Source organism: Clostridium vitabionis, from assembly GCF_015351765.1.
Taxonomy (GTDB): Bacteria; Bacillota; Clostridia; order Lachnospirales; family Lachnospiraceae; genus Clostridium_R; species Clostridium_R vitabionis.
Genome location: NZ_JADKQA010000009.1, coordinates 1 through 24,167, shown reverse-complemented (window position 1 = coordinate 24,167; position 24,167 = coordinate 1). Strand labels below are relative to the sequence as shown.

The window sequence follows — 24,167 nt, the reverse complement described above, 5'->3', positions numbered from 1 at the left end:
ATATAAATAGTATGTTTTATTTTGCAGGAGGGAGCCAGTATGGGATACGCATTTGATACCCGATGTATCCACGGGGATGTCCGGGTGAATCCGGACGCTTACGGAGCTGTGTCCGTTCCGATTTACCAGACGGCGACATTTGCCCATCCGGAGGTCGGAAAGAGCACAGGCTATGACTATTCACGGGAGAGCAATCCGACCCGGGCAGCCCTGGAGCGCGTGATCGCTTCCCTGGAGGGTGCTTCCGACGCCATCGCGACATCCAGCGGCATGTCCGCCATTGACCTGGCGCTCGGCCTCCTCCCGGAGCACGCCCACCTTGTATGCACGGAAGATCTCTACGGCGGGACTGTCCGCATCCTGGACAGCCGGAAAAAGAGCACCGGCCTTTCCTATACGCAGGTGGATACCGCCGACACCGCCGCCGTTGAAGCTGCCATCACACCCGAGACGAAGGCGCTCTATATTGAGACGCCGTCCAATCCCACCATGCGGGTCACCGACCTTCGGGCAATGAAGAAGCTCGCCGTATCCCACGGGCTCCTTCTCATCGTTGATAATACCTTTCTCAGCCCGTATTTCCAGAAACCGATCTCCCTGGGTGCGGACATCGTCGTGCACAGCGGGACAAAGTTCATCGGCGGCCACAACGATTCCCTTGCCGGGTATGTCTGCATCGCCGACCCGGAGGTGGCGAAACAGCTCCGGTTTGACTACAAGACCATCGGCATGATGCTCTCGCCATTTGACAGCTTTCTCCAGCTCCGGGGTGTGAAGACGCTCCCGCTGCGCATGGAGAAGCAGCAGGCGAATGCCATGAAGATCGCCGGATGGCTCCGGGAAAATCCGAAGGTCACGGAAGTTTTCTACATCGGCCTCCCGGATCATCCCGGATATGAGATTAACCGGCATCAGGCATCCGGCTTCGGCAGCATGATTTCCTTCCGGGTGGATTCCCGGGAAACCGCTATCCGGGTACTCAATCATGTGAAGCTGGTCCAGTATGCGGAGAGCCTTGGCGGCGTGGAATCCCTGATCACCTACCCGATGCTTCAGACCCACGGCGACGTTCCGGCGGATGAGCGGGAAAAGCTCGGCATCACAGAGACCTTTCTCCGGCTGTCTGTCGGCATCGAGGACGCGGACGACCTGATCCAGGACCTCGAACAAGCTTTCGGATGAATATTGGGAGGGCAGACCATGCGTTATCAATTTGACGAAATCATCGACAGAAAGAACACCGGCTGTCTCAAATACGACGCCGCAAAATTCCGCGGCGTCCCGGAGGATGACCTCTCCCTCTGGGTTGCGGATATGGATTTCCGGACCGCACAGCCCATCATCGACCGGCTGACGGCTGCCGCTGACACCGGCATCTACGGCTACTCGATGGCGATGGACGGCTACTACCGCGCCGCAGCTGACTGGATGGAAAAGCAGTACGGCTGGAGGCCGGACCGCAGCTGGTTCGTCCTCACCCCGGGCGTCTGCTTCGCCCTCGCGATGATGGTGCGGGCGTTCACGGCGCCGGGGGAAAAGGTGCTGATCCACCAGCCGGTCTATTATCCATTTTCCAATGTCATCCGTGAGAACGGAAGGATCATTGAGACCTCCGCGCTGGAGATCCGGGACGGCCATTACACGGTAAATTTCGAGGATTTTGAGCGCAAGGTGTCTGATCCGGCTGTCCGCATGTTCATCCTCTGCAACCCGCACAACCCGGGCGGCCGTGCCTGGAGCGGGGAGGAAATCCGCCGCATGGCAGACCTCTGCCTCCGGGAAAATGTCCTGTTTGTGAGTGATGAGATTCATGCGGATTTTGTCTGGAACGGCCGGCATAACAGCCTCTTCCTCCTTCCGGAAAAATACCGGGCGAACTCCGTTGTCTGCACCGCGCCCTCAAAGACCTTCAATCTTGCCGGCCTCCAGCTCTCGAATATTTTTATCCCGAATCCGGAGCTGCGCAGAAAATTCCGCGCGGCAAAGTCCGCAACCGGATATGACGAGCCGAACTATTTCGGGCTTGCTGCCTGCGAAGCTGCCTACACGGAGGGCGGAGACTGGCTCAGCCAGGTCAAGGCATATATCCGGGACAATATCCTGTTCATGCGGGATTATTTTCAAGAAAACCTCCCCATGCTACGGATGATGATGCCTGAGGCCACCTACCTTGTCTGGGTGGATATGAGCGCTCTCGGGTTCTCCCCGGAGGAACTGAACGATTTCATCCTGCACAGGGCAAAGCTCTGGCTGGATGACGGCGCGATCTTCGGAAAAGAGGGCGCCCAGTTTGAACGGTTTAACGCCGCCTGTCCGAGAAGCGTCCTGAAGAAGGCGCTGGATCAGCTCGCGTCGGCAATCAAGACAATCTCATAATCACTGACAACCTTCATCACCGGCAGATTCCGGGACAGTTCAGTCCCGGAATTTGCCGGTTTTTTCCCATTTTTCCCTGAGCTTTGCCTTTCCCCGGGTAATCCGCTTGTCCGCGGCGGATCTCGTGAGATGCAGGTCTTCGCTGATTTCCCCGCTGTCCATCTCCCCAAACAGGCTCTCCATCAGAACCTCGCTATACACATCTCCGAGCTTCCGGATTTCCGCTTTCACATCCTCGCAGCACAGATGTTCCAGGGCAATCTCCTCGATCGGCCGCTGCGGGCGGATCCCGATAATCTTCAGCGTTCCGGTTTCCTCCATGCGAAGCGCATCTCGTATGCTCATCGGCGTGCTGTGATTTGTCCGCCAGCGGTCGATCCACTTGTTCCGCAGAACCTTATACATGACCGCCTTGATCAGTGGGGTCGGCTCCCCCGCCTGGCAAATATGGCGGTAAACCGCGGCAAAGGATTCCTGAACCAGGTCTTCCGCATCGTCCCTGTTGCCGGCCAGCGATAAGGCATAGTGCAGGCATTTCTGATACAATTCCTCCAGTTCTGCATCGTTCATCTCGGAATATCTCCCTTCCAGCGCCATGCCAGGGCAGGAACCCCTTTGCGGCGCCAACGATGGCTGTTATACCGCTTTTCCGGCAGATATTCCACAATATTGTGTTAAATACACAAAATAGATGTATTTTTATTTTCTTTGCAATTAATGTTAATGTTTATATATTTTGTTCAACCGTTTCTTTGACACTCCGCAACCGCCGGCACCTGCCCGGAAGAACCCGCAAAACGGCGGCTTTCATCCCTCTTCATTCTCCTCCGGATGATTTTTCCGATGTTCCCCGAGAAGATGAAACCGGAAGCCGACGTCCGCCAGATAGATGGTATCCCCGTCGGCAACCGGCACGGTCTCATTGGCTTCTACCTTCTTCCCGTTGACCGTGGTTCCGTTCCGGGAATTGAGGTCGGTTACCGAAGCCTCACCGTTCTCCACACTGAAACGGGCGTGCAGGCGGCTGACCGTCGGATATTCCAGACAGAAATCGGTCAGATCCCGGTGCTGTCCGACGATAAACGGCGAATAGGTGATGATGATCTTCTCCCCTCCGCCGAGCGGTTCCAGAATCGCCGAGGGATTTCCTCCTCCCGGCGCCATGCTGAGCAGGACAGTCCCCTCCGCCTGGCTCCGGTTCATCTGCTCTTCCCGCTCCTTGTCCATGCGCGCACGATATTCCTCCCTGCTCTCCGGCTGAAAGGTCCATACCGGGGAACTGAATTTTCGCGGATTCCCCGCCGATTCCAGTTTTCCCGATCCCTGCCCGGGCGGGTTCTCCGGCCACGGCCGCTCTTCCTGCCCAGATCGGTTCTCCGGCCACGGCCGCTCTCCCTGCCCAGATCGGTTCTCCGGCCACGGCCGCTCTCCCTGCCCAGATCGGTTCTCCGGCCACGGCCGCTCTCCCTGCTTCTGTTCAGGCAGGTTCTCCCCCGCAGCCTCCCTGCGGATGGCCTTCGCGGCGGCAGACCGCACAAGAATCACGAGCCCCGCAGCGGCGGCAGCGGCGGCAGGAATCCACGGCCCCACCTTCCGGAAAATGCCGGCGCCGCCGAGATACCAGAGGAATCCTTCCGCTGCCCCGATAATCAGGGCTCCCGTCAGCGCCGCGTGCCCTTTTCCGAGCCCGGAACCATATTTCCCGGCTCTCAGAAAGACGCTGTCCACAGGAGAATGCGCCTCCCCGGTTTCCGGATTCTCCTCCGGAGGCAGCTGGCGTTCAAAAATATCTCCAAGGTTTCCGTCATTGTCATCATCAGCAGGATTCTCCGCGCCGTCCGGGAATATCCGGTCGTCCCCGCCGAGGCAGGACAGGAGATCCTTCGCCCCATAATTGTCCCGCAGGCTCTTCTCATAGAGATTGTAGGCGATCATGATCCCCTCGGCGTCCTGATGATCGGTATGCTCAAGAATATTCCTGAGCAGGGCGGAGACCGCTTCCGGAGCACTCCTGCTGTACCCCGGAAGAAGGCACAATTTCACATCCATGCGGTCCGGATCCGTGTAAATATACTCTGCCTCCAGCAGGAGCTGGTCCGCGCAGAGGAGAAACTCATCAAGACTGCTGACCGTGTCCAGAATCCCGGTGACAATCTGGCGAATATCCGCTGCCTTGAGCTTTCTTCCCTCCATAATCCGGGAGAGCGGCTGGCATGAAGTAATCTCATAGTAGTATTCCAGGCCATTCTCGCTGATGCCCTCGTGAAAGCCGAGAAGGCCGCGTATGGCGTTTTCCGAGAGCATGCGGCACTCAAAGCTGTGTTTTTCCTCCGTCTCCGGGGCACGGATAATCATGTAGTTGCGGTTCATTTCCCGCTGATAGCGCACATTCACGGCCCATCCCCCTTTTCCGCCGGCACAGCGTTTCCGCCGTCTCCCGCAGCACCCTGCCCGCTTCCGCCGGCAGTATCCTCCCCGCGGATCGCGGTCAGGATCCGGAGAAACTGCTCCGGATCGTTTTTCCGGACAGACATTTCCGTTGTCACCCGCCCGGCACAGGTTCCCTGGATCCTGAAGATCCCGCCCGCATCCACAGAAAGCCGGGAGTCCCCGCACCGGAAAATACTCCTGAGCTTCCGCGCGCAGCCTTCCTCTATCTTCCCCGGCGTGATCCCCAGCTCCGCTGACAGCCCGTCCTCCGCGCAGATCGTCCTCTCCAGCGCTTCGGCAAGAAGCATATTCCCGGCCACCCGCTCCTCGATGCCAAAAATCCCGAGAAGAAGGCTGCCGATCAGGATCAGGGTAATCCCCATCACCATAGCCCCCTCGATGGTAAGGCTTCCCTCACAGGTTTTCCGCATCACGCCGCCTCCAGAATCAGCGCCGCCGTCCAGGCGGCGAGAAGAAAAGGAAGAAACGGGATTTTCCGTTTTCCCAGGTTTTCTCCGCGGAAAATTCCCCGGAGGAAGATCACGCCTGCCACCCCCGCGCAGAGAAAGGACGCGGCGAGAAGAAGGCCCGCCTCCCGGGAAATTCCCAGAAACAGACCGCAGGCGATCAGGGCCAGGCCATCCGCTTCCCCGACAGCCGCCCCGGCTCTCCGCAGGAGAAGAAAGAACATGCCGGGAAAAACCGCCGGGATTCTCTCCCGGAGTGAAAGACTCAGCCCGGGATCCACCGGAAAAACCAGCCCCGCGGCAATCCCGGCGAGGAGGATCCAGCGTTCCACCCGGCGGTCTTTCAGATCCCGGAGCGCAGCGATGAGAAGAAAGAGCAGGAACAGCGCATTTCCCACCGCGCCACGCGGGTTCATGACCCGCCTCCACAGTAAGAACAGGACCCCAGCTGCTCCACCGAGGAGAGCGGCACCTCCCGCACATAGCTCGAAAGAGAGGAGCAGTCCGGCTTTGTGTGATACTTTTCCCCGTCCGGAAGCACGTAGACCACCCCGCTGCCGCTGTTCCCACCGCACACGCTGCAGGGCGCGTAATGCCGCCCGTCCTTGTTTCTCGCTGTCCCCGCCTCGTCCCTCGGAATGGCGCGAATGTCATTGGAAAGATAATGGCAGTATGGTGACAGGTGATAGCGCGTCGAATCTCTCCCCAAATAAACCATCCGCCCGTCCTCCTTTTCACGGTTGCCGGAGGCCCTGTCCCCTGGCCTGCCGATCCAGCCCCGGCGGAGGCACCGGGCGCTCATCGGGACGGCATTCAGGGTGAAGACCGGGAACGGCAGCTTCTCCTTCCAGCTGACACGGAGGTCGATCGTCTCCCCGTCGGAAGAAATTCGGCAGCGGCTGACATCCACATCCGTGATGTTGTCCGCGGCACTGCTCTTCTCGATTTTTCCCTTGAGGAATGCCCCCGCCGCGGCACTTCCGAGAAGGGTGATCCCGTGATCCTCCGGATCCACGGAACCTCCGCCGCCCATAGATCCCCCCGGCCGGGAACTTCCGTCCCCTCCCCGCGAGGGAAGAAACACATCCCCGCCGTCTCCTCCCGGATGCAGCAGATACGCATCCCGGCTGATCTCCCGCCCGGTGCTCTCCAGGATCATCTGGACTTCCCTGTGCGTGTCCAGAAATTCCATGGGAAGCGCCATCAGGATTGCCGCAAAGAGAAAAAGAGGAAGTGCCATCGCCGCTTCCAGGGTCATGCTTCCTTCCGCCGCCTGTTTTCTCGTCATACCTCCCCCTTTCCCGGAACACCCGCGGCGCATCGTCCTCCCGCTCAAGCCGCCGGGCCGGGGCGCATCCTTTCCCAGCATACCCGCGGCGCATCGGACGGGGCGGAACCTTGATCATTCATCGGATGGGATATTTCCCCGCATGGGTACTTGGAGAGGCACTTTTGCGTAATTCCGCTGGTCCGCCCTGTCCGATACGCCGCTGTATAAATCTGTTTGTCCCTGTCGAAAATCCTCCCCAAAAGCAGCCCGCGGACGGCTTTGCGATGATCCCCGACAGGGGAACTCTACCTGTATTCCCGGACCGCGCGCTTCTCCACCGGCACAAGGACACCGCGGCAGGAGAAGGCCGCCTCCACCCGGAAGGCACAGCCTGCCATGGAAAATCCGGGTTCACTCCGCCCGATATTTTCCTGAATCATATCCATCATCCGGTAGCGCAGTGTCCGCCGGTCCGTGAGCAGAAGAAAAAGCCGAAGGTATCCCGGGTAATCGATGCCGCTCTCCCCGGCGCCTCCCGCCCCGGAAAAGTCCAGCGCGCCCAGCCCGCGCTCGAGAATTGCGGAGAGGGACAGTGTTCCCTCCCCCTGCTGCCCGGAGAGAGGCACTTTTCCGCCGGAAAGAAGGACGCGCACATCGGAGACTGCCTCCAGCGATGCCCAGACCGTGAGAATCAGGCTGTATACCACAGCGGAAAATGGCCCCGCCGTCCCGGCGATCGCCGCTGCCGCCCCTCGGGCTTCCGCTGTTTTCCCCTCATCCGCAAGAAGGGAAAGCAGGTTTAACGCCGTCCGGACGCCGACAAGGGCCATCACCGTCATTGTCAGGTTTTCCCGATCCCCGCGCTTTCCAAAGAGCAGATACTCTGCCTCATACCGGAAACCTTTCCCCTCCTGCGCCGTGCGGAAGCTGTCGAAAAACCGCAGCCCGTACTCGTCAAAAAGAAGGCGGGACGGAAGATCCCCGGATGCGCCATCCTCCGGAGAGCACCTCATCCTGCCGGCTCCGGCGGTGAACTCCGCCGACGGAAACCCGGCCGGATTCACCGATCCGCGGGAAACCGGCATCCCCTCCGGAACGCAGAGCGCAAGGACCGCATCCTCCGTAAGCCCTGAGAGCGTCTCCAGAAGATCCAGTTTTCTCCGGTTTCTCCCGGATCTTTCCGGTGCCTTCCGGTGGTAAGCCCCGGTCACTGCGAGGACGGTCCTCCAGAGCGATGCTTCATCATCGTCATCGTCGTCATCATCTTCCTCCCGGGAGGCGAGAATCTCCTCCACCTCGTCCGCGCGGGCAAGCGCCCTGTCCGCAGTCACAAGGTTCTCCGCCGCCTCCGCTTCAATTCTGCGGACTTCCTCCCGGCGCGCCCCATTTTCGTCCGTGTAGGACCGGTATTCCGCCAGCCGTTCATCCGCCGCCTGCCGCCCGGCATCGGAGAGGCGTTCTCTCTCCGCGGACGCTTTCCTCTCTGCCTGGTCCAGCTCCTCCCCCAGTTTTTCCGCTTCCCTGTCGTATGCCGCGGCGAGCTCCGGCATCCGGGAGAGCTCCCTTTTGAGCTCCCCGGTCTTTTTCCGGAACATCCCGCCGTCACAGGCGCTGAGCGCGGCATCGCCCGCGTCCATCAGGCTTTTCTGCGCAGCCAGGGCGTCGAAAATGCGGTCTCTGGCCTTTTCCAGGCGGAGGACGCCCCGCCCGCTGACGGCGAGCTCCTCCGTGACTTCCCCGAAGCTCTCCGCGCTGTCCGTGTCCGAGGCCGTCCTGAGGATAGTCGCGGAATCCGCGATTGCCGGGAGAATCCCCGCTTTCATGTACGCTGCCGCCTCGTCGTCAAAGTACGTTCCATCCTCGCCGGTAATCATGACCGGTTCACAGACCGTCAGCTTCCGGCCGGTAACCGGATAAAATGCGGCCTCCCCGAGATAGGCATCAAGATAGGGTTCCAGCTGATCACGGAGGCGGCCAGCGGAGGCATTTTCCAGGACAAAGATCCGATAGCGCTCAAAAACCTCCCGGTGATAACCGCTCATCAGGGACTCCAGCGAGGAATCCAGGGCGGTCTGGACATAGGTATTCTGCCCGGCCGCCCGCACCGTCTCGAAAAGGCCGCCGGTGAGCGCCATCAGGGAAACCAGGGTAAGGGCGAGGAAGACGGTCACCGAACCGCCGTATTTCCGCATACGCCCTCCGCTGTCAGTACACTTTTTTCGAGGAGCTGTTGATCTGCTTGAAAATATCCTCCAGCAGCTTGTTGATGTTTTTCTTGAACACAATCACCAGGCCGATCAGCACCACGAGAATCAGCACGATCTCAATGACACCGACGCCATCCTCCTCCTCCCACAGCCTTGAGAAGTCTTCTCCCGCAATTTTCCCCATAAGCCTTCCTTTTCCTTTCCGCGGTTTCCCGCTGCCAGCCCCGCTATTCTGCCAGAAAGGACAGAAATGCCGGGACGCACACCATGATCATCACCAGAAGGAGCATCATCACCAGCGGCAGAAGAAGCCGCGTGGACGCCTCCTCACCCATCCGGCGGGCCAGATTTTTCCGTTCCTCGAAGGCATTGTCCATCTCCGCCTCCAGCGCCTCACGGAGCCTGTCCGACCCGTTCCGCACGTTCTGGGCAAGCAGGCCCGCCAGCTTCCGATAGGGCAGGCAGCGGCACCGGGAAGCAAACTCCTCGTAAGCCTGGATTTCCGGAACCCCGCGGCTCATGAGCCCGGCCGCCCGGACCATCTCCTCATAGGCTGCGTGTTTTTCGGAGGATTTTCCGTACTCCGCCGCGATCTGCTCAAATGCCCTCCTGACCGGAAGTCCGGCGCCGGTCAGGACAACCATCCGGGATACGATCTCCGGATAGTCCTTCATCATCTCCAGTTCCCGCTTTTTCTTTTTCTCCTCCTCCCTCTGCCGGTCCAGGACAGGCAGCACCAGGGCCGCGCTGATGCCGAGCAGCGGGAAAATGAGAAAGGTGCTGTCCTCCGCTCTCCCGTAAGAGAGCGTTTTCCCGTCGAACTCCGCCGGCAGCCTCAGGTTTTCGCTTGTCCTCTGTTCCTGGTCCTCTGCGCGGACAAAATCCAGAAAACGGCTGATTTCCGCCTCCCGGACACCGGTCTCCGGCGGGAGCAGCGTCACCGTGTAGCGGTATTCTTTTTCGCGCTCTCCGGCCCTTAAGCGGACCAGGACGTCCGTGCGCTTCCCCTCCTCCGGAAGTTCCTTTCCGGAAAATGTTCCGTCCGCCGACAGGAGATCCGTATCCTCCGGAAGCCACTCCAGGAGAATTCCGGTCTCCCCGTCCTCCTCCGGGAAATTCAGGGGGCTGCGTACCTTGGCCAGGGACGGGTTATCCCCCCGCATCTGCTCCGGGAGCTCGTCGGCCAGGCGGTCCATCTCGCGCTCCGCCTCCTCCGCCGTGTACTCCCTTCCGCTGAGCGGCACGGCAATCTCGACCTCGCCGTCCGTAAGCCCGCTCACCACAAGCCTTTCCTCCCTCGCCTCCTCCCCGTACGACGGCCGCCGGAGAATGCCGCCCTCGACCTCTGCGTCCCCCCGGCCGGCAAGCCAGGTGACGCCGCAGAGGAGCGCCCCGAGGAGGATGCAGGCCGCCTGCCGCCAGTCCGCGCTGATCTTCCTCATGCTTTTCTCACCTCCTACCGGTTCCGGCCGGATTCCTCCTCGCGGCAGCGGTCCCTGCTCACACCTCGATTTTCAGGAAATGGCGCGACAGGAGCAGCGCGGCAGTGTAGAGCGCGAGGCACCCGGTCATCACCAGCCTCCCGGTGGGCGTCCGGTACATCACCGTGAAAAACCCCGGCGACGTCACATCGACATAGATCACGATGAAAAACGGGATCAGGTTCATGATCCGCTGCTCGAAGACCTTCTCCGCCGTCATGTTGAGAATCTCCTCCCGGACACGGATTTTGCCGCTGATCACCCGGGCAAAATGCGAGATCACGGAGGAGATCCCACCACGGCTGCGCTTGGCCACCGCGAAAATCTCCGCGAAATTCCGGATTTCCTCAATCCCGCTGCGGTTCCCGAAATCCATGAGCAGCGTCTCCGGCGTCCGGTTCATTTTCATCTGGTCGACGATAGCGGAAAATTCCACCGTGATCATCCCATCCTTCCCATACATCTCCGTGAGGTCACGGACGCTGGCGCCGAATGCATTTTCCACCGAATATCCGGCCTCCAGGGCCGAGGAGAGCGCCATGAGCCCCTCCCGGAACTGCACCCGCAGGATTTCCTGCCGCTTTTTCCGCAGGCCGTCCCGGCGGAAGACCGGCCAGGCCGCCGCCAGGGGCAGAACCAGCATGAACAGGGCGAGGGAGCGGTAAAATACATAGACCACCGCCGCCTCCGCCGCTGCGGCCTCGAGAAAGCAGCGGATCCACTCCCTGAAGGAGAGGCGGTAGATGCGGTAATCACAGAGAGAGCCCTGCGGCACGGAGCTTTTCCCGGTGAACAAGCTCCCCGGCCTTTTCGAGCCTCCCCTGGACCCTGGTTTGCCCGTTCTCCCCGGTCTCCCGGAAGGTATAGAGCGGAGAGAGAAGAATTTTCCCCTGTTCACAGCCGATCACCTCCTCAATCTCCAGCACCCTGCGGCTTCGATCCCGCATACGGCCAAGGTGAATGATCAGATCCAGCGCCGAGGCGATCTGCTGCCGGATCGCCTCCAGGGGAAGAGAAGCCGCCTGCATGAGAACCATGGTCTCCAGCCGCGTCAGCATATCCGCGGCGCTGTTGGCATGCCCCGTGGAGATTGACCCGTCATGCCCCGTGTTCATCGCCTGCAGCATATCGAGCGCCTCCCCGCCGCGGACCTCGCCGACGATAATCCGGTCCGGACGCATCCGCAGGCTCGCCCGGATCAGGTCGGACATGGTCACGGGCTCCACCCCCTCCCCGGTCTCCGCCCTGGTTTCCAGCCGCACGAGGTTGGGAATATGCCGGATCTGGAGCTCCGCCGAGTCCTCGATCGTGATAATCCGCTCCTCCGGCGGGATGAAGCCGGACAGGGCGTTCAGAAATGTGGTCTTCCCGGAGCCGGTACCGCCGCTGATGAAGATGTTGTACCCGGCAATCACCGCCGTCCGCAGAAATCCCGCCGCCTCCGGGGTGATGGTTCCGCAGTCAGTCAGCCGGTCCATATCGAAGGGCTCCGGGAATTTCCGGATCGTCAGGACAGGGCCGTCCAGGGCAGCCGGGGGAAGAACCACGTGCACGCGGGAGCCGTCCGGCAGCCTGGCGTCCGCGATCGGCCGGGAGATATTCACCGTCCGGTTCACCCGGCTCACGATCTGCTGAATCAGATCCTGAAGATTCTCTTCCGACCGGAATTTCCGGTCAGAACGGCGGATTTTCCCCTCCTCCTCAACAAATATGCAGTCCTTCCCGTTGACCATGATCTCCGTGATTTTCCGGTTATCCACCAGCTCCTGGAGGATGCCCAACCGGCGGAAGGAGTTGAAAAGCTCCTTCCGGAGCGACAGCCTCTCCTCAAGGGGAAGAAATGCCCCGCTCCTGGCATTCTCAATCTCCCGGTCGATCTCCTCGAGTATCTCCCCGTCGGTTACCTGGAATTTCCCCTGGAGGGAGGCGGAGAGGCGCTCCCGAAGCTCATCCCGGAGTTTATCCGCATCCCGCATTCAGATCACCGCCCCCTGTTCCCGGCTCTGCCGTCTGTTTTCCGCACGCCGGGGAATCCGGCCGGATCCTCCCTCCCCAGGACGGCATTCTCCCCAGGCCTCCCCGGCACGCGGTTCAGTCTCCGGAGGCAGCTGCCCGCGCTCCCGCATGAGGAGGCCGCGGGCACACCTGCCCATCTCCGTCCACACCAGCTGGTCAAAATATGACCGTCCGGGCAGGCACGCTGTCCTCGGCAGCGTGACCTTGCGGATCTTCCCCGCAATCCCGCCGTTCCCGGAATCCCCGAGATAACGCTCAAATTCCGCGATTTTCGCCTGGGAAACGGGGTCTTTCCGTTCCGGCATAAAAACCGCGTCACATTCCCCGAGGATTGCCGCCGTGATCTTCCGGCTTCTCCCCACGTCAACGACCAGGTTCCGGTAAGCGCTCTCCGCGGCGATCCTCCGGATCAGACCGGGAAGCTCCGCCGCCTTCGCGAGATCGAGATCCTCCGGAAAATGCACCGGCGGCACATAATCCAGCCCGTTCATCGTGTGCACGACGGCAGCCAGCCGGGCGGAGCTGTACTCCCCGCTGCTGAAATAGTAGAGGAGGTCAGACAGGTCGCTGCGGTAGTCCTCCCCCGCGAGAGCCCCGAACCCGGAAAATTCCTCGAGATTCAGCAGGAGCGTCGGCGCCTCCCCGGCGAGGATCCGGCCGACAGCCACCGCGAGGGAGGTTTTCCCGCACTGCCCGAGCGGCGAGTAGATGCCGTAAATCCGTGCCATGCCGCGGATACCTTCCATCGGCGGGTTCTTTTCCGTCTCACTGTACCTGTCCATCAGCTCCCGGATGATATTTGCGCTGGACTGGTATTTGTAAATGCAGAAGGCATCGCCGTCCCCCGCCGCGGACCTGCCGTCGGCGAGATAGACCGTCTTTGCCGCATGAATTTCCCGGACAGCGCGCCGGTCCGTCTCCGCGCTGATCATCAGCACCTCCACCGGGCTGGCCGCCGCGAATTTCTTCAGCCCGTCCAGGGTGCGGAAGGCCGCCGCCTCAAAAGGCACATGGGTTTTCCGGTTGACCTCCCGGGCAAAACGCTCCGCGTAGAGGATGTCCTCGTCATAGATGGCAAGAATTTTTCTCATCTCAGATCACCTCCTGAAGAATGCCGGTATTTTCCAGGATCCCGGCCAGCGCAAACCCCGCGGCAATCCAGGGTGCGAGGGGAATCGCGGTTTGCTCCAGGGAAATCCGCGAAAAGTGCTGCCGCCGGAGAAGCCAGAGCGAATATGCCGCGGCAGGAAGAAGGCCGCAGAAAATCACCGCGAGCCCCCGCGAAATTCCGAGCGCGAGAAAGATCAGCGCGCCGAGCTTGAGATCACCCGCGCCCAGAAGACGCAGTCGGAAACTCGGAAGAAAAAGAAGCAGAAAGCCGAGCGCCCGGACGATGCCGAGGATGGCCAGAAGACAGGCGGATACGCCGTCCGCCGCCTGAAGCGGGATACCGATCAGAAAGACTGCCGCCAGGCCGGAGAAGAGCAGGCGGTTTGGAATGCGGCCGGTGCGAAGATCACAGACCGCGCAGAAGGCAAAGAGAAGCGCGAGAAGAACAGTCAGGACTACCCCCTCCTTTGATGCGGACGCTTCCGCGCAAAAAGGGTACAGAACGCCCGCTGAAGCATTTTCCAAAAGCCGGAATCATCGGGAAATCCGAAAGATTCGATCAGAACAAAAGAATGCACCCGGCGGACAGGCGGAATACCTGTCCCGAAACCGGAATCCTGTCTCCGATGGAGAAGTTATAGTTATTATAGATAAACCGTTATGAAATTTCAAGTGGTTTTTGAAGAAAATTCCATCCGCTCCGGCGGTCTGATTCCTGTTCAGTACATGCTGGGAGCCGAACAGTAACGCAGTTTTTATAACTCAACACATGAATCCGGAATGTTTAATTCTCGGCTGAAAATCGGCATTTTTCACAGTGAATCCTGGTTTGCATTGACCCGTTTACGTGAAAATGCTAAAATATTTGTACATGTTCAGCGCATGTCATGGAAAACCTGCCGAACGGCTGCCTGCAGTCCGTGAACGGATTTTCCTCAAGATGCGGGGTTCTGAACGGTTACCCTTTGTGTATGTCGGAGGAGGACTTCCTGTGGAGAATACATCGAAGACAAAAAAAGTCCCGGAGAAGATCACCGGGCTCGGTGTGATCGGTGAGCTTGACCGGTACCTGTTCGGAGAGGGCCGGCATTATAAGATTTATGAGAAATTCGGCGCCCATCCCATGACGATCGGCGGCAAGGCCGGATATTATTTTGCCGTCTGGGCACCTCACGCGAAGGCCGTCCACGTGGTCGGCGATTTCAACAACTGGAATGTCGATGCGGATCCGATGACAAAGCTTGGTTCCAGCGGAATCTGGGAGGCATTTGTCCCCGCCCTTTCTTCCGGGCAGCTCTACAAGTACGCGATCACCACGCAGAAGGATGAGATTCTCTACAAGGCCGATCCGTACGCCTTTGAGGCGGAATACCGCCCGGGCACAGCCTCGGTGACGGCGGACATCTCCGGCTTCAAATGGGCGGATGAAAAATGGATGGAAGCCCGCAAAGCGTCCGATCCGCTGAAATCGCCGATGGCGATCTACGAATGCCACATCGGCTCCTGGAAGCGCAAGGACCGCCGGGAAAAAGACGGTTACTACAATTATATGGAGGCCGCCCACGAGATCGGTGAATACTGCAGGCAGATGGGGTACACCCACGTCGAGCTGATGGGCATCGCGGAACATCCCTTCGACGGTTCCTGGGGATACCAGGTGACCGGCTACTACGCTCCGACCTCCCGCTACGGCACAGCGAAGGAATTCATGTACTTCGTCAACTACCTGCACAAAAAGGGCATCGGCGTCATCCTGGACTGGGTGCCCGCGCATTTCCCGAAGGATGCCCACGGGCTGTCGAACTTTGATGGGGAAGCCTGCTATGAATACGCGGATCCGCGCAAGGGAGAACATCCGGACTGGGGCACCAAGGTCTTCGACTACGGCAAGACCGAGGTCTGCAACTTCCTGCGCGCCAATGCGCTCTACTGGCTCGACGAGTATCATATCGACGGCCTGCGCGTGGACGCGGTGGCTTCCATGCTCTATCTCGATTACGGGCGCCAGGACGGCCAGTGGGTTCCCAACAAATATGGGGAAAATAAAAACCTCGAGGCGATGGAATTTTTCAAGCACCTGAACAGCGTCATCCGCGGCCGCAAGGACGGTTCCGTCATTATCGCCGAGGAATCGACGGCCTGGCCGAAGGTGACCGCGCGCCCGGAGGATGACGGCCTCGGCTTCACCTTCAAGTGGAATATGGGATGGATGCACGATTTCCTTGAATATATGAAGCTGGATCCCTATTTCCGGAAGTTCAACCACAACAAGATGACCTTCGGCATTTCCTACTTTACGTCGGAGAATTATATCCTCGTCCTCTCACACGACGAGGTTGTCCACCTGAAGTGCTCGATGATCAACAAAATGCCCGGCATCTATGAGGATAAGTTCGCCAACCTGAAAGCTGGATACACGTTCATGCTCGGCCACCCCGGCAAGAAGCTCCTCTTTATGGGCCAGGATTTCGGCCAGTGGCATGAGTGGGATGAAAAGGTTGCCCTGGACTGGTATCTCACCGATGAGCCGCTGCATAAGGACCTGCAGAATTACGTCGCCGGCCTGCTCCAGCTCTACCGCCGCTATCCGAGCCTGTACCGGCTGGACAATGACTGGAACGGTTTCCACTGGATCAACGCCGACGACGCCGACCGGAGCATTTTCTCCTTCTACCGCTCCGATGAGACCGGCAGGAAGAACCTGCTGTTTGTCATCAATTTCACGCCGGTCGCCCGGGACGACTACCGCGTCGGCGTGCCGAAAGCGGGCACCTACACCCTGGTTCTGGACAGCAGCCACGGCTATTACAAGCGCGGGGAAGCTGCCCGGAGCTTCCGGGCAAAGAAGGGCGAGTGCGACGGCCAGCCCTACTCGGTCGCCTATCCGCTTCCCGCCTACGGCGCGGCAGTGTTCCGCTTCAACTAACCGCAAAGAACCCGTCACCCGGGAAAATCCCGGATGACGGGTTCTGTTTTTCTGCTAAAATGCCTCTATTTGTTCCTGTCCAGCACATGCTAAAGCCCCTGGTCTTACTCCCGGAGCAGCGCCGCATAGACCTCCCGGCGGGAGATCCCCCGATCCTTCGCGGCCAGCCTCATCGCTTCTTTTTTCTCTTTTCCCTGATCGAGATAATATTTCACGTGATCCGGGATCGACATGGCCTCCCACGCCTGTTCCCGCTCACGGCGGATTTCCTCCGGATCCTTTCCCCGGATCACGATCACACACTCTCCCTTCGGGGCGTGCTCATCATAGTAGGCCGCCGCCTCCGGAAGGGTTGTCCGAAATACGGTCTCATGAATTTTCGTCAGCTCCCGGCACACCGCGCAGTCCCGGTCTCCCAGAAGATCCGCAAGCTCATGCAGCGTCCGGATCAGGTTGTGGGGTGCCTCGTAGATGACCATCGTCCGCGTCTCCCAGGAGAGCTCCTCCAGTATCCGCGCCCTCTCCTTCTTATCCTCGGGGAGAAACGCCTCGAAGGCGAACCTCCTCGTCGGAAGCCCGGAGATCACCAGCGCGGAAATGCACGCCGCAGGCCCCGGAACCGAGGTCACGGGAATCTCCGCCTCCCGGCACTGCCGGACGAGCTCCTCCCCGGGATCGGAGATCCCCGGTGTTCCCGCGTCCGTGACCAGGGCAATATTCACACCGCCCCGGAGTTTATCCACAAGTACCCGGGCTTTTTCCACCTTGTTGTACTCATGATAGCTGGTCAGCGGCTTTTTGATTTCAAAATGATTCAGGAGCCTCAGCGTATTTCTCGTATCCTCCGCGGCGATCAGGTCCGCCGACCGGAGCGTTTCCAGGCACCGGAGCGTGATGTCGCCGAGGTTTCCGATCGGCGTGGCGCAGAGATACAGCGTTCCTGGCATGGCTTCTGCCTCCTTCCCGGGTCAATAGCCGTAAATGTCATAGATTTCCTCGGTATACTTTCCGGGTTCCCTGTAGACGATCAGCGGTTTTTCTACCTTGAGAAAATGCCCGCCTCCCCTGACCGCCTCGATGAGCACCATATTGGCCTCCCTATCCAGATACGGGTGCACGAACTTGATCCGCTTGGGTTCCAGTTTCACCTGCTCCATGAGTGCGATAATCTCCGCGAGCCGGTGCGGCCGGTGCACCAGGTAAAAGCGTCCGCCGCTCCGGAGAACCTTCGCGGCTTCCCGCAGCACATCCTCAAGCCGGCAGCAGACCTCATGGCGGGCGATTGCCAGCCGGTCGTCCGGATTTTTCAGCCCATTTCCATTATTCATATAGGGCGGATTGCTGGTCACGACATCAAAAGAGGCACCGCCGAAAATCCGGCCTGCCTCCCTGATGTCCCCGGTGACGATATTGACCTTTTCCTCCAGATGATTCAGGGCAACACTCCGGCCTGCCATCTCCGCGACATCCTCCTGGATTTCCAGGCCGGTAAAGTGCTTTCCCCCGGTCTTTGCCTCCAGAAGGATGGGGATAATGCCCGTGCCGGTCCCCAGATCAAGCACCCGCTCGCCCGGATTCACCCGGGCAAAGCCGGAGAGCAGCACGGCGTCCATCCCGAAACAGAAGCCCTTTTTCTTCTGGATAATCTGATAGCCGTTCCTCTGCAGGTCATCTACCCGCTCGTCCTCATGAATCGGTATGCTGTTCATCTTGTCCGCGGTTCTTTCTCTCCCCGCCGTCGCGGTTCTCCTGCCCGTCCCGATTCAGGCGGTTCTCCTGCCCGCCTCGATTCGGTCGGTTCTCCTGTCCATCCCGGGCTTCCTGCCCGTCCCTGCGGCGCGGTCTCGGCCGGTTTTCCCCTCTCGGGCGTCTCTCCCGGTTTCCCTTCCCGAAACGTCCGCTTCCGGCTTCCCCGGAAGGCTCATTCCCGCGCTCCTCGCGGGCACGGGTGTTCCCATGATCCGCGCGTCCCGCACGATCCGGACGGTTTCCGCGCTCCCCGCGTCCCTCACGGTCCGGGCGGTTTCCGCGCTCCCCGCGTCCCTCACGGTCCGGTCGGTTTCCGCGCTCCCCGCGCCCCTCACGGTCCGGGCGGTTTCCGCGCTCCCCGCGTCCCTCACGGTCCGGGCGGTTTCCGCGCTCTGTGCGCTCATTACGGCTCTGGCGGTTTCCGCGTTCCCCGCGTCCCTCACGGTCCAGGCTGTTCCCGCGATCCTGGCGCTCCTCACGGCCCTGCCGGCTCACGCGCCCCTCACGGCCCCCCGGGCGGTTTCCGCGCTCCCCGCGTCCTTCACGGCTTTGGCGGCTTCCATGCTCCTCAGGATTCTGAAGAACCTCCTCGCCGGCGGCTTCCCCGCGCTCCTGGCGGTTATCCCGATCTGCCTGTGCCTCGCCGCCATCGCGGTTCCTGCCGCCTTTTCTCCGCGGAGTGAACGTAATCTCCGCGACCGGATAGTCGTGGATTTCCTTCTCGTCGTCATCTGTGCTGATCATGACGCGGACAGTCTGCCGGAGGACATTGACACTCTGTACCTGGCCGCGGACATCATCAGGGGTTGTCACCCAGTCGCCAATCGACGGCATTTTGCTGTTCAGATACTGGTAGGTCTCCTCCTCATTCTTGAGGCAGCACATCAGCCTGCCGCATACGCCGGAAATCTTGGACGGGTTGAGCGACAGATTCTGATCCTTCGCCATGCGGATAGAAACCGACGCAAAATCGCCGAGGTAGGAATGGCAGCACAGCGGGCGGCCGCACATGCCGATTCCTCCAAGCAGCTTTGTCTCATCCCGGACGCCGATCTGCCTGAGCTCAATCCTTGTCCGGAATACAGACGCCAGATCCTTCACGAGGTCGCGGAAATCCACACGCCCATCCGCCGTGAAATAAAACAGGATCTTGTTATTGTCAAACGTATATTCCGCATCGACCAGCTTCATTTCCAGGCTGTGCTTCGCGATCTTTTCCCGGCAGATATGATACGCTTCCTCAGCCTTTTCCCGGTTCCGCCTCTCCCGCTCATCGTCCTCGCCGTCCGCGGCGCGGATGATCGGCTTGAGCGGCTGGACAATCTTCTCCGACGGCACCAGCATATTGCCGAGGATGACCTCCCCGTACTCGACACCGCGCGCGGTCTCCACAATGACATGGTCTCCGCGCCGGAAAATCAATTCTCCGGGATCAAAATAATACACCTTGCCCGCGGTGCGGAAACGCACCCCGATCACATTGACCTTCTCCGGGCTCTTCGGGACATCTTCCTCGGGCTGTGGGTTCTCCGCCGCAGCCGTTTCCCCCGAATCCGTCCCGGCAGGGGAATTGCCCGGCTCCCCGGCAGGAGACGCCCCGGAATCCGCAGCCGCGTCCCAATCACTGCCATCCGCTGCCGAATCTTCGCTGTCCCGAGCCGCGTCCCCGGCATCCACCGCCGCGTCTTTTCTGTCCACAGGCACAGCGATATTTTCCACACGGATCTCCTCCGTGATCGTCCTGGTCACAACAAGCTCCGTACCCGGCGTTTCCTTCTCGGCGCCTTCCGGTGCCGGACCAGCCTCATCTCCCATCGGAGCGGCGTAATTTTCTCTGTTTTCTTCTGTCATCTTCCCCGCAATCCGCCAAGCGGCGGTTCCTTTCTCTATTGGCCGCGCTGCCCTCAAGTTTCCCTCATGGTGAGCAGCATCAATTCTAGCGTAAGCTCCTTCGTGACATTTGCCGCAAGGCGTACCCTCGCCTTGTCGATCGCCTCCAGAACCTGCTCAAGCCCCGGATAGGAGCTTTTCTGGCTGAACTCGCTGATCAGCCCGTACTCACTCCGGAAAATGAGCGTATTCAGATCCCTGGTCACCTTGAAGGCCAGCACATCCCGGTACCAGAGCTGCAGAAAATCCAGTACCTGGCTCAAATCCGGACAATCCTTCACAAGCTTCGAGATCCAGTCGAGCATCTCCGCCGTATCCATCGAGTGCATCTGCGAGAGCAGGTGCAGCATCTCCGCGCGGAAGGCCGGAAATTCCTCGGAACCAGAGAGTTCCACAGCCTTCCCGAGATTTCCCCGGGCAAATGCGGCATCAATGTGGGCATCTTCCTCGGAAATCCCCTTCTTCTCCGTCAGATAATGAATCACGGTATCATCCGTGAGCGGCTTGAGCTTCAGCTTCACACAGCGGGAGAGGATCGTCGGCAGAAAGAGCTCCTCATTCGTCGTGAGCAGCATCAGGATCGCGTAAGCCGGCGGTTCCTCGATCGTCTTAAGCAAGGCATTCTGCGCCTGCACCGTCATTTTTTCCGCCTCATCAACCAGATAAATCTTATATTTGCTCTCGTAGGGACGGATCGTGATGGTATCGTTGATCTGCGTCCGGATATCGTCGACGCCGATCGTCGCCGGCTTCTCGTGCGACACCCAGATCACGTCCGGGTGGTTGTCCGACAGGAACTGCCGGCAGGAATGGCATTCCATGCAGGGCTCCGTGCTGCTCCTCTCGCAGAGGAGTGTCATGGCAAATGCCCTCGCAATGGTCTTTTTCCCCATTCCCCGTTCCCCGGAAAGGATGTACGCATGGGAAATCCTGTTGTTCCGGATCGCCTTCCGGAGATTTTCCTTAATTTCCTCATGTCCAAGAATCTCATTGAATCCAGCCATGATGATTTCCTCCCTGCCGCGCCGCCGCACGGGCACTTGCCCGCAGGCCCTGTAATCTGAATATTATAACACAGGATGATCCGGACGGTCAAAACCCGCGCATGCGGCGTCAGCCCGGCATAGCCCCCGGATCCTGCGGTTCCCCTGCCGCCTGCCCGTGTTCCCGGATAAATGCCCGTACCGCGAGAAGGCAGGTTTCCAGATCGGCATTCTCGAATCTCCCGCTGATCCCGGCGGCGCGGAGCTTCTCATCGGAAAAATCTTCCTCGTCCGCAAGGTATCTCCGGCAGACCTCCCGGTAATCCGGATGGCTCTGGGCCTGCTCCCGGCGGACAGCGCGAATCAGGCGTTCCCCGCCGTCAATCCACAGGTAGACCGGCACCACACTCCCCTCGGGGAAATACGCCTTCACGGCAAGATAGGACTCCAGCGTCCCGATCATCAGGTAGGAATACCGCGCAAGGTCAAACGTGCCGTCGTCCACCGTGGCGTAAGTCCAGAGGCCTTTCACCGTCCGGTACGTCCGGGACTCGATCACGCGCCCCTGCTTCCGCAGATTTTCCAGCCTGTCCGGAGCCACGAAATGATACTCCACCCCCTCGGCCTCACCCGCGCGGGCCGGCCGCGTGGTAAACGGAATGACCCGGTGAAGCTCCGTCATCATCTCGAGAAGCCGCCGGTATACGGTATCCTTCCCGGAAGCGCTTTTGCCCATCAGATAAAAGATTTTTCCCATACTATTTCCTCCGGCACCGCACCGCCCTGGCAGCATCCTCACCGATCCCATCCACCTCAAGGCCGAGCGCCAGATCCTCCCTGATGATTGCCACCATCTCCGGGGAAATCTCCTCGCCCGGGATCAGCATGGGCACACCCGGCGGGTATACGGTCACAAAGTCCGCCGCGATCCTGCCTGCGGCATCGCCCAGCGGCACATTCTCCCACTGGCCGTCAAATGCCTCCTCCGGCGGAACCGCCGCGCGGGGAAGCGCCGGAAATGCCCTCAGAACGCCTCCAGATCCACTTTTTCCATCTTCTTCGGTTAACTCCCGGTCGATCTCCAGAATTGCCCGGAAAAGCCGTTCAAGGCCGTCCTCCGTGTCCATCAGGGAGGTCATACAGATTACATAATCCCGGCAGGCCATCTCCGGTTCCAGGTGCCAGGTCCTGCGGAGGATATCCGCCAGCGCGGTCCCCGTAATCTTCCCGCCGCCGAAGATCACCACCTTGGACAGATCCCGGTCAAAGCATTCTTTCTTCCCCCGGATTCTCCCGGGGACCCTGAGCGTGCGGAGCTGCTTCCCGAGTTCCGCGTAAAAGCGCTCCATGCGCTCCCCAAACATCCGGAGACGCTCCATCCCGGAATCCGCCATATACCGGAAACAGCGGTCGATCGAGGCCATCAGTACATAGGAGGGGCTGCTGGTCTCGAAGATCCTGAGCTGACGGAAAATTTCCTCCGGGCTTACCCGGCTCCCCCGGAGGTGGAGAACCGCCGTCTGGGTCAGGGCCGGAAGTGTCTTGTGAAGGCTCTGGATCACGAGATCAGCGCCAAGATCCAGGGCGGACACCGGGAAAACCCCGCCATTTTTCCAGGGAAAATGCGCCCCGTGCGCCTCATCAATGATCAGCGGGATTCCCCTCTCATGAACCGCCTCGGCTGCCGCCCGGACATCCGAGACGATCCCCTCATACGTCGGCGAGGTAAGAAATACCGCCTTGACGTCAGGATTTTCCCGGAGCGCGTGCCGGATTTTCTCCGGATCCACGCTCCCGCAGATGCTTCCCCCGGCCGCCTCCTCCGGGAGGACGAACACCGGCCGGAAATCCCTGAGTGCCAGCATCTGCCCTGCTGAGCGGTGAAAATTTCTTGCAAGGAGCACCTTTTCCCCGGGCTTTGCCACAGCGCCGAGTGCCGCCTGGATGCCGCAGGTGCTCCCATTGACCAGGAACCAGGTGCGGTCAGCCCCAACCCATTGCGCCGCATTTTCCATCGCATCCCGGAGAATCCCCGCCGGGCTGTGCAGGTTGTCAAATCCCGCGATCTCGGTGATATCCATGCGGTATACCGGCGTATATTCCCGGGCAAATTCCGGATTGCGCTTATGTCCGGGCATATGGAACGGATACCAGTCCGAATCCGCAAGCGCGTTCAACCGGCTTTCCAGGCTATCGCCTTCCCCGTGATTCCTGCTCATCTCTCACTCCTCACAGAATCCTCAAAAGAAACCAGATCAGCGCCGCCGATAAAACCAGGATAAAGATGGCCAGAAGGATGTGGGCGATCATCAGCAGATAACTGCTCAACGGGGCAGGTTTTCCCGCCTCCTCCTCGAGCACTCCGATCCTGTTCTCGATACGGAACCAGACATTCGCCTGCTGGTCCTCGGTGAGCTGGGCGAAACCCTCGGGGGAAGCATCCGCCAGCACGTCCGCCCCGCATCTGCGGACTGCGCAGCGTTCAATCTCATGATGGATCCACTCCGGGATATCTTCAGGATTTGTCCGCAGATCGCGCACATTTTTCCACAAGTTCACATACACATCGGTGAGGATCGCCTCATCATTCTCCTGATCGACCTTCAGGGCGCTGATTTTCCGAAAGGCATCCTCAGAAGTCAGGATATAAAAATTTTCAAAACTGCTCCTATCGCCCGACTTGGCGAATGTCGCATACTTGCGGAGCATATCGTTTCGGTTCATGGAGGCCCTCCTGTCGATTTTATCCTGCTCATGAATTTCCTCTGTCCTGATTATACCCTGAGTTCCGAGGAAAGAAAAAAGCAGAAAGAAAAAACCGGAATCTCTATTTCAGAAATTCCGGTTGATCAGAAGTTGCGGGGACAGGATTTGAACCTGTGACCTCCGGGTTATGAGCCCGACGAGCTTCCAGACTGCTCTACCCCGCGATATTTAATTTTCCTCTCTGAAAAGAATCAGAGATAATGGATGGTGGTGGATTCGAACCACCGAAGCAATCTGCAGCAGATTTACAGTCTGTCCCCTTTGGCCACTCGGGAAACCATCCATAGAGCCGATAGGCGGACTCGAACCGTCAACCTGCTGATTACAAATCAGCTGCTCTGCCAATTGAGCCATATCGGCAATGTTTTTATCATTGCTGGTCTTCACTCTTCATTAGGAAAATATGGGGCCTACAGGGCTCGAACCTGTGACCCTCTGCTTGTAAGGCAGATGCTCTCCCAGCTGAGCTAAGACCCCACTTTTGTTAACGACCCGG

The 24,167-nt window shown here is 59.7% G+C and carries 21 protein-coding genes, 4 tRNA genes and 1 pseudogene; 3 read left to right on the top strand and 23 right to left on the bottom strand.

Annotated features, from left to right (window positions below; all coding sequences use genetic code 11):
* Positions 1 to 39: 39 nt before the first annotated feature.
* Together ISF27_RS12335 and ISF27_RS12330 are read left to right on the top strand one after the other, a co-directional pair.
* Positions 40 to 1,182 carry a trans-sulfuration enzyme family protein gene (locus ISF27_RS12335; protein ID WP_194611786.1) on the top strand — a complete coding sequence of 381 codons (1,143 nt, stop codon included), beginning with the start codon at positions 40 to 42 and terminating at the stop codon, positions 1,180 to 1,182.
* Positions 1,183 to 1,200: 18 nt separating this feature from the next.
* Positions 1,201 to 2,376 (top strand): MalY/PatB family protein, encoded by a 1,176-nt coding sequence (locus ISF27_RS12330; RefSeq protein WP_194611785.1) that lies wholly within the window; start codon positions 1,201 to 1,203, stop codon positions 2,374 to 2,376.
* A 39-nt stretch (positions 2,377 to 2,415) separates the two neighbouring features.
* On the opposite strand, the gene ISF27_RS12325 is transcribed toward ISF27_RS12330, so the two are convergent.
* The 12 genes from ISF27_RS12325 to ISF27_RS12270 all read right to left on the bottom strand — a co-directional run bounded on the left by ISF27_RS12325 (position 2,416) and on the right by ISF27_RS12270 (position 13,882).
* Positions 2,416 to 2,946, bottom strand: a complete 531-nt coding sequence (locus ISF27_RS12325; protein ID WP_194611784.1) for an RNA polymerase sigma factor — start codon at positions 2,944 to 2,946, stop codon at positions 2,416 to 2,418.
* A gap of 237 nt (positions 2,947 to 3,183) precedes the next feature.
* Positions 3,184 to 4,770 (bottom strand): DUF6382 domain-containing protein, encoded by a 1,587-nt coding sequence (locus ISF27_RS12320; RefSeq protein ID WP_194611783.1) that lies wholly within the window; start codon positions 4,768 to 4,770, stop codon positions 3,184 to 3,186.
* A complete protein-coding gene (locus tag ISF27_RS12315) occupies positions 4,767 to 5,237 on the bottom strand; it encodes a hypothetical protein (RefSeq protein WP_194611782.1) in 471 nt (156 codons plus the stop codon). Before ISF27_RS12315 ends, ISF27_RS12320 begins: the two co-directional genes overlap by 4 nt.
* Positions 5,237 to 5,689, bottom strand: a complete 453-nt coding sequence (locus ISF27_RS12310) for a prepilin peptidase (RefSeq protein WP_194611781.1) — start codon at positions 5,687 to 5,689, stop codon at positions 5,237 to 5,239. The genes ISF27_RS12315 and ISF27_RS12310 overlap by 1 nt, the downstream gene beginning before the upstream one ends.
* Complete coding sequence (locus ISF27_RS12305) at positions 5,686 to 6,561, bottom strand: hypothetical protein (RefSeq protein WP_194611780.1); 876 nt, start codon at positions 6,559 to 6,561, stop codon at positions 5,686 to 5,688. The genes ISF27_RS12310 and ISF27_RS12305 overlap by 4 nt, the downstream gene beginning before the upstream one ends.
* Positions 6,562 to 6,848: 287 nt before the next feature.
* Positions 6,849 to 8,735 (bottom strand): DUF5702 domain-containing protein, encoded by a 1,887-nt coding sequence (locus ISF27_RS12300; protein ID WP_194611779.1) that lies wholly within the window; start codon positions 8,733 to 8,735, stop codon positions 6,849 to 6,851.
* A 13-nt stretch (positions 8,736 to 8,748) separates the two neighbouring features.
* Positions 8,749 to 8,934, bottom strand: a complete 186-nt coding sequence (locus ISF27_RS12295) for a Flp1 family type IVb pilin (protein ID WP_194611778.1) — start codon at positions 8,932 to 8,934, stop codon at positions 8,749 to 8,751.
* Positions 8,935 to 8,977: 43 nt separating this feature from the next.
* A complete protein-coding gene (locus tag ISF27_RS12290; protein WP_207727460.1) occupies positions 8,978 to 10,192 on the bottom strand; it encodes a type II secretion system F family protein in 1,215 nt (404 codons plus the stop codon).
* Positions 10,193 to 10,250: 58 nt separating this feature from the next.
* Entirely contained in the window at positions 10,251 to 11,006 is a 756-nt protein-coding gene (locus ISF27_RS12285) for a type II secretion system F family protein (RefSeq protein ID WP_194611777.1), read from the bottom strand.
* Positions 10,984 to 12,207, bottom strand: coding sequence for a CpaF family protein (locus tag ISF27_RS12280; RefSeq protein ID WP_194611776.1), 1,224 nt, complete (start codon positions 12,205 to 12,207; stop codon positions 10,984 to 10,986). Before ISF27_RS12280 ends, ISF27_RS12285 begins: the two co-directional genes overlap by 23 nt.
* Positions 12,208 to 13,338, bottom strand: a complete 1,131-nt coding sequence (locus ISF27_RS12275) for a P-loop NTPase family protein (protein ID WP_194611775.1) — start codon at positions 13,336 to 13,338, stop codon at positions 12,208 to 12,210. It lies immediately after the preceding gene.
* 1 nt (position 13,339) lies between these two features.
* Entirely contained in the window at positions 13,340 to 13,882 is a 543-nt protein-coding gene (locus ISF27_RS12270; RefSeq protein WP_194611774.1) for a prepilin peptidase, read from the bottom strand.
* 466 nt (positions 13,883 to 14,348) lie between these two features.
* Between ISF27_RS12270 and glgB the strand changes: the two genes are divergently transcribed.
* Positions 14,349 to 16,283 carry a 1,4-alpha-glucan branching protein GlgB gene (gene glgB, locus ISF27_RS12265; protein WP_328701624.1) on the top strand — a complete coding sequence of 645 codons (1,935 nt, stop codon included), beginning with the start codon at positions 14,349 to 14,351 and terminating at the stop codon, positions 16,281 to 16,283.
* Positions 16,284 to 16,387: 104 nt separating this feature from the next.
* Here the strand turns inward: glgB and rsmI are convergent, their stop codons facing one another.
* From rsmI to ISF27_RS12210, 11 genes and pseudogenes are all read right to left on the bottom strand, one after another.
* Entirely contained in the window at positions 16,388 to 17,230 is an 843-nt protein-coding gene (gene rsmI / locus ISF27_RS12260) for a 16S rRNA (cytidine(1402)-2'-O)-methyltransferase (RefSeq protein WP_194611772.1), read from the bottom strand.
* A gap of 21 nt (positions 17,231 to 17,251) precedes the next feature.
* Positions 17,252 to 17,992, bottom strand: coding sequence for a tRNA1(Val) (adenine(37)-N6)-methyltransferase (locus tag ISF27_RS12255; protein ID WP_194611771.1), 741 nt, complete (start codon positions 17,990 to 17,992; stop codon positions 17,252 to 17,254).
* A gap of 706 nt (positions 17,993 to 18,698) precedes the next feature.
* A pseudogene (locus ISF27_RS13380) lies at positions 18,699 to 19,511 on the bottom strand (PSP1 domain-containing protein); the annotation flags it as partial.
* 425 nt (positions 19,512 to 19,936) lie between these two features.
* A complete protein-coding gene (holB, locus tag ISF27_RS12245) occupies positions 19,937 to 20,926 on the bottom strand; it encodes a DNA polymerase III subunit delta' (protein WP_194611770.1) in 990 nt (329 codons plus the stop codon).
* 109 nt (positions 20,927 to 21,035) lie between these two features.
* Positions 21,036 to 21,662, bottom strand: coding sequence for a nucleoside/nucleotide kinase family protein (locus ISF27_RS12240; protein WP_194611769.1), 627 nt, complete (start codon positions 21,660 to 21,662; stop codon positions 21,036 to 21,038).
* Between the two features lies 1 nt (position 21,663).
* A complete protein-coding gene (locus ISF27_RS12235) occupies positions 21,664 to 23,124 on the bottom strand; it encodes an aminotransferase class I/II-fold pyridoxal phosphate-dependent enzyme (protein WP_194611768.1) in 1,461 nt (486 codons plus the stop codon).
* Between the two features lie 10 nt (positions 23,125 to 23,134).
* Positions 23,135 to 23,629 (bottom strand): hypothetical protein, encoded by a 495-nt coding sequence (locus ISF27_RS12230; RefSeq protein WP_194611767.1) that lies wholly within the window; start codon positions 23,627 to 23,629, stop codon positions 23,135 to 23,137.
* Between the two features lie 132 nt (positions 23,630 to 23,761).
* Positions 23,762 to 23,835, bottom strand: a tRNA-Met gene (locus tag ISF27_RS12225).
* Between the two features lie 37 nt (positions 23,836 to 23,872).
* Positions 23,873 to 23,954, bottom strand: a tRNA-Tyr gene (locus ISF27_RS12220).
* Positions 23,955 to 23,958: 4 nt separating this feature from the next.
* Positions 23,959 to 24,031 (bottom strand) — tRNA-Thr (locus tag ISF27_RS12215).
* 44 nt (positions 24,032 to 24,075) lie between these two features.
* A tRNA-Val gene (locus tag ISF27_RS12210) sits at positions 24,076 to 24,148 on the bottom strand.
* Between the last annotated feature and the right edge of the window lie 19 nt (positions 24,149 to 24,167).

Coding starts and splice junctions, on each gene's coding strand:
- ISF27_RS12315 (WP_194611782.1), bottom strand. CDS start 5,237: ATGCGGAAAACCTGTGAGGGAAGCCTTACCATCGAGGGGGCTATGGTG.
- ISF27_RS12230 (WP_194611767.1), bottom strand. CDS start 23,629: ATGAACCGAAACGATATGCTCCGCAAGTATGCGACATTCGCCAAGTCG.
- ISF27_RS12240 (WP_194611769.1), bottom strand. CDS start 21,662: ATGGGAAAAATCTTTTATCTGATGGGCAAAAGCGCTTCCGGGAAGGAT.
- ISF27_RS12325 (WP_194611784.1), bottom strand. CDS start 2,946: ATGAACGATGCAGAACTGGAGGAATTGTATCAGAAATGCCTGCACTAT.
- rsmI (WP_194611772.1), bottom strand. CDS start 17,230: ATGCCAGGAACGCTGTATCTCTGCGCCACGCCGATCGGAAACCTCGGC.
- ISF27_RS12310 (WP_194611781.1), bottom strand. CDS start 5,689: ATGAACCCGCGTGGCGCGGTGGGAAATGCGCTGTTCCTGCTCTTTCTT.
- ISF27_RS12280 (WP_194611776.1), bottom strand. CDS start 12,207: ATGCGGGATGCGGATAAACTCCGGGATGAGCTTCGGGAGCGCCTCTCC.
- ISF27_RS12255 (WP_194611771.1), bottom strand. CDS start 17,992: ATGAACAGCATACCGATTCATGAGGACGAGCGGGTAGATGACCTGCAG.
- ISF27_RS12295 (WP_194611778.1), bottom strand. CDS start 8,934: ATGGGGAAAATTGCGGGAGAAGACTTCTCAAGGCTGTGGGAGGAGGAG.
- ISF27_RS12330 (WP_194611785.1), top strand. CDS start 1,201: ATGCGTTATCAATTTGACGAAATCATCGACAGAAAGAACACCGGCTGT.
- ISF27_RS12305 (WP_194611780.1), bottom strand. CDS start 6,561: ATGACGAGAAAACAGGCGGCGGAAGGAAGCATGACCCTGGAAGCGGCG.
- ISF27_RS12335 (WP_194611786.1), top strand. CDS start 40: ATGGGATACGCATTTGATACCCGATGTATCCACGGGGATGTCCGGGTG.
- ISF27_RS12275 (WP_194611775.1), bottom strand. CDS start 13,338: ATGAGAAAAATTCTTGCCATCTATGACGAGGACATCCTCTACGCGGAG.
- ISF27_RS12290 (WP_207727460.1), bottom strand. CDS start 10,192: ATGAGGAAGATCAGCGCGGACTGGCGGCAGGCGGCCTGCATCCTCCTC.
- ISF27_RS12300 (WP_194611779.1), bottom strand. CDS start 8,735: ATGCGGAAATACGGCGGTTCGGTGACCGTCTTCCTCGCCCTTACCCTG.
- holB (WP_194611770.1), bottom strand. CDS start 20,926: ATGGCTGGATTCAATGAGATTCTTGGACATGAGGAAATTAAGGAAAAT.
- ISF27_RS12235 (WP_194611768.1), bottom strand. CDS start 23,124: ATGAGCAGGAATCACGGGGAAGGCGATAGCCTGGAAAGCCGGTTGAAC.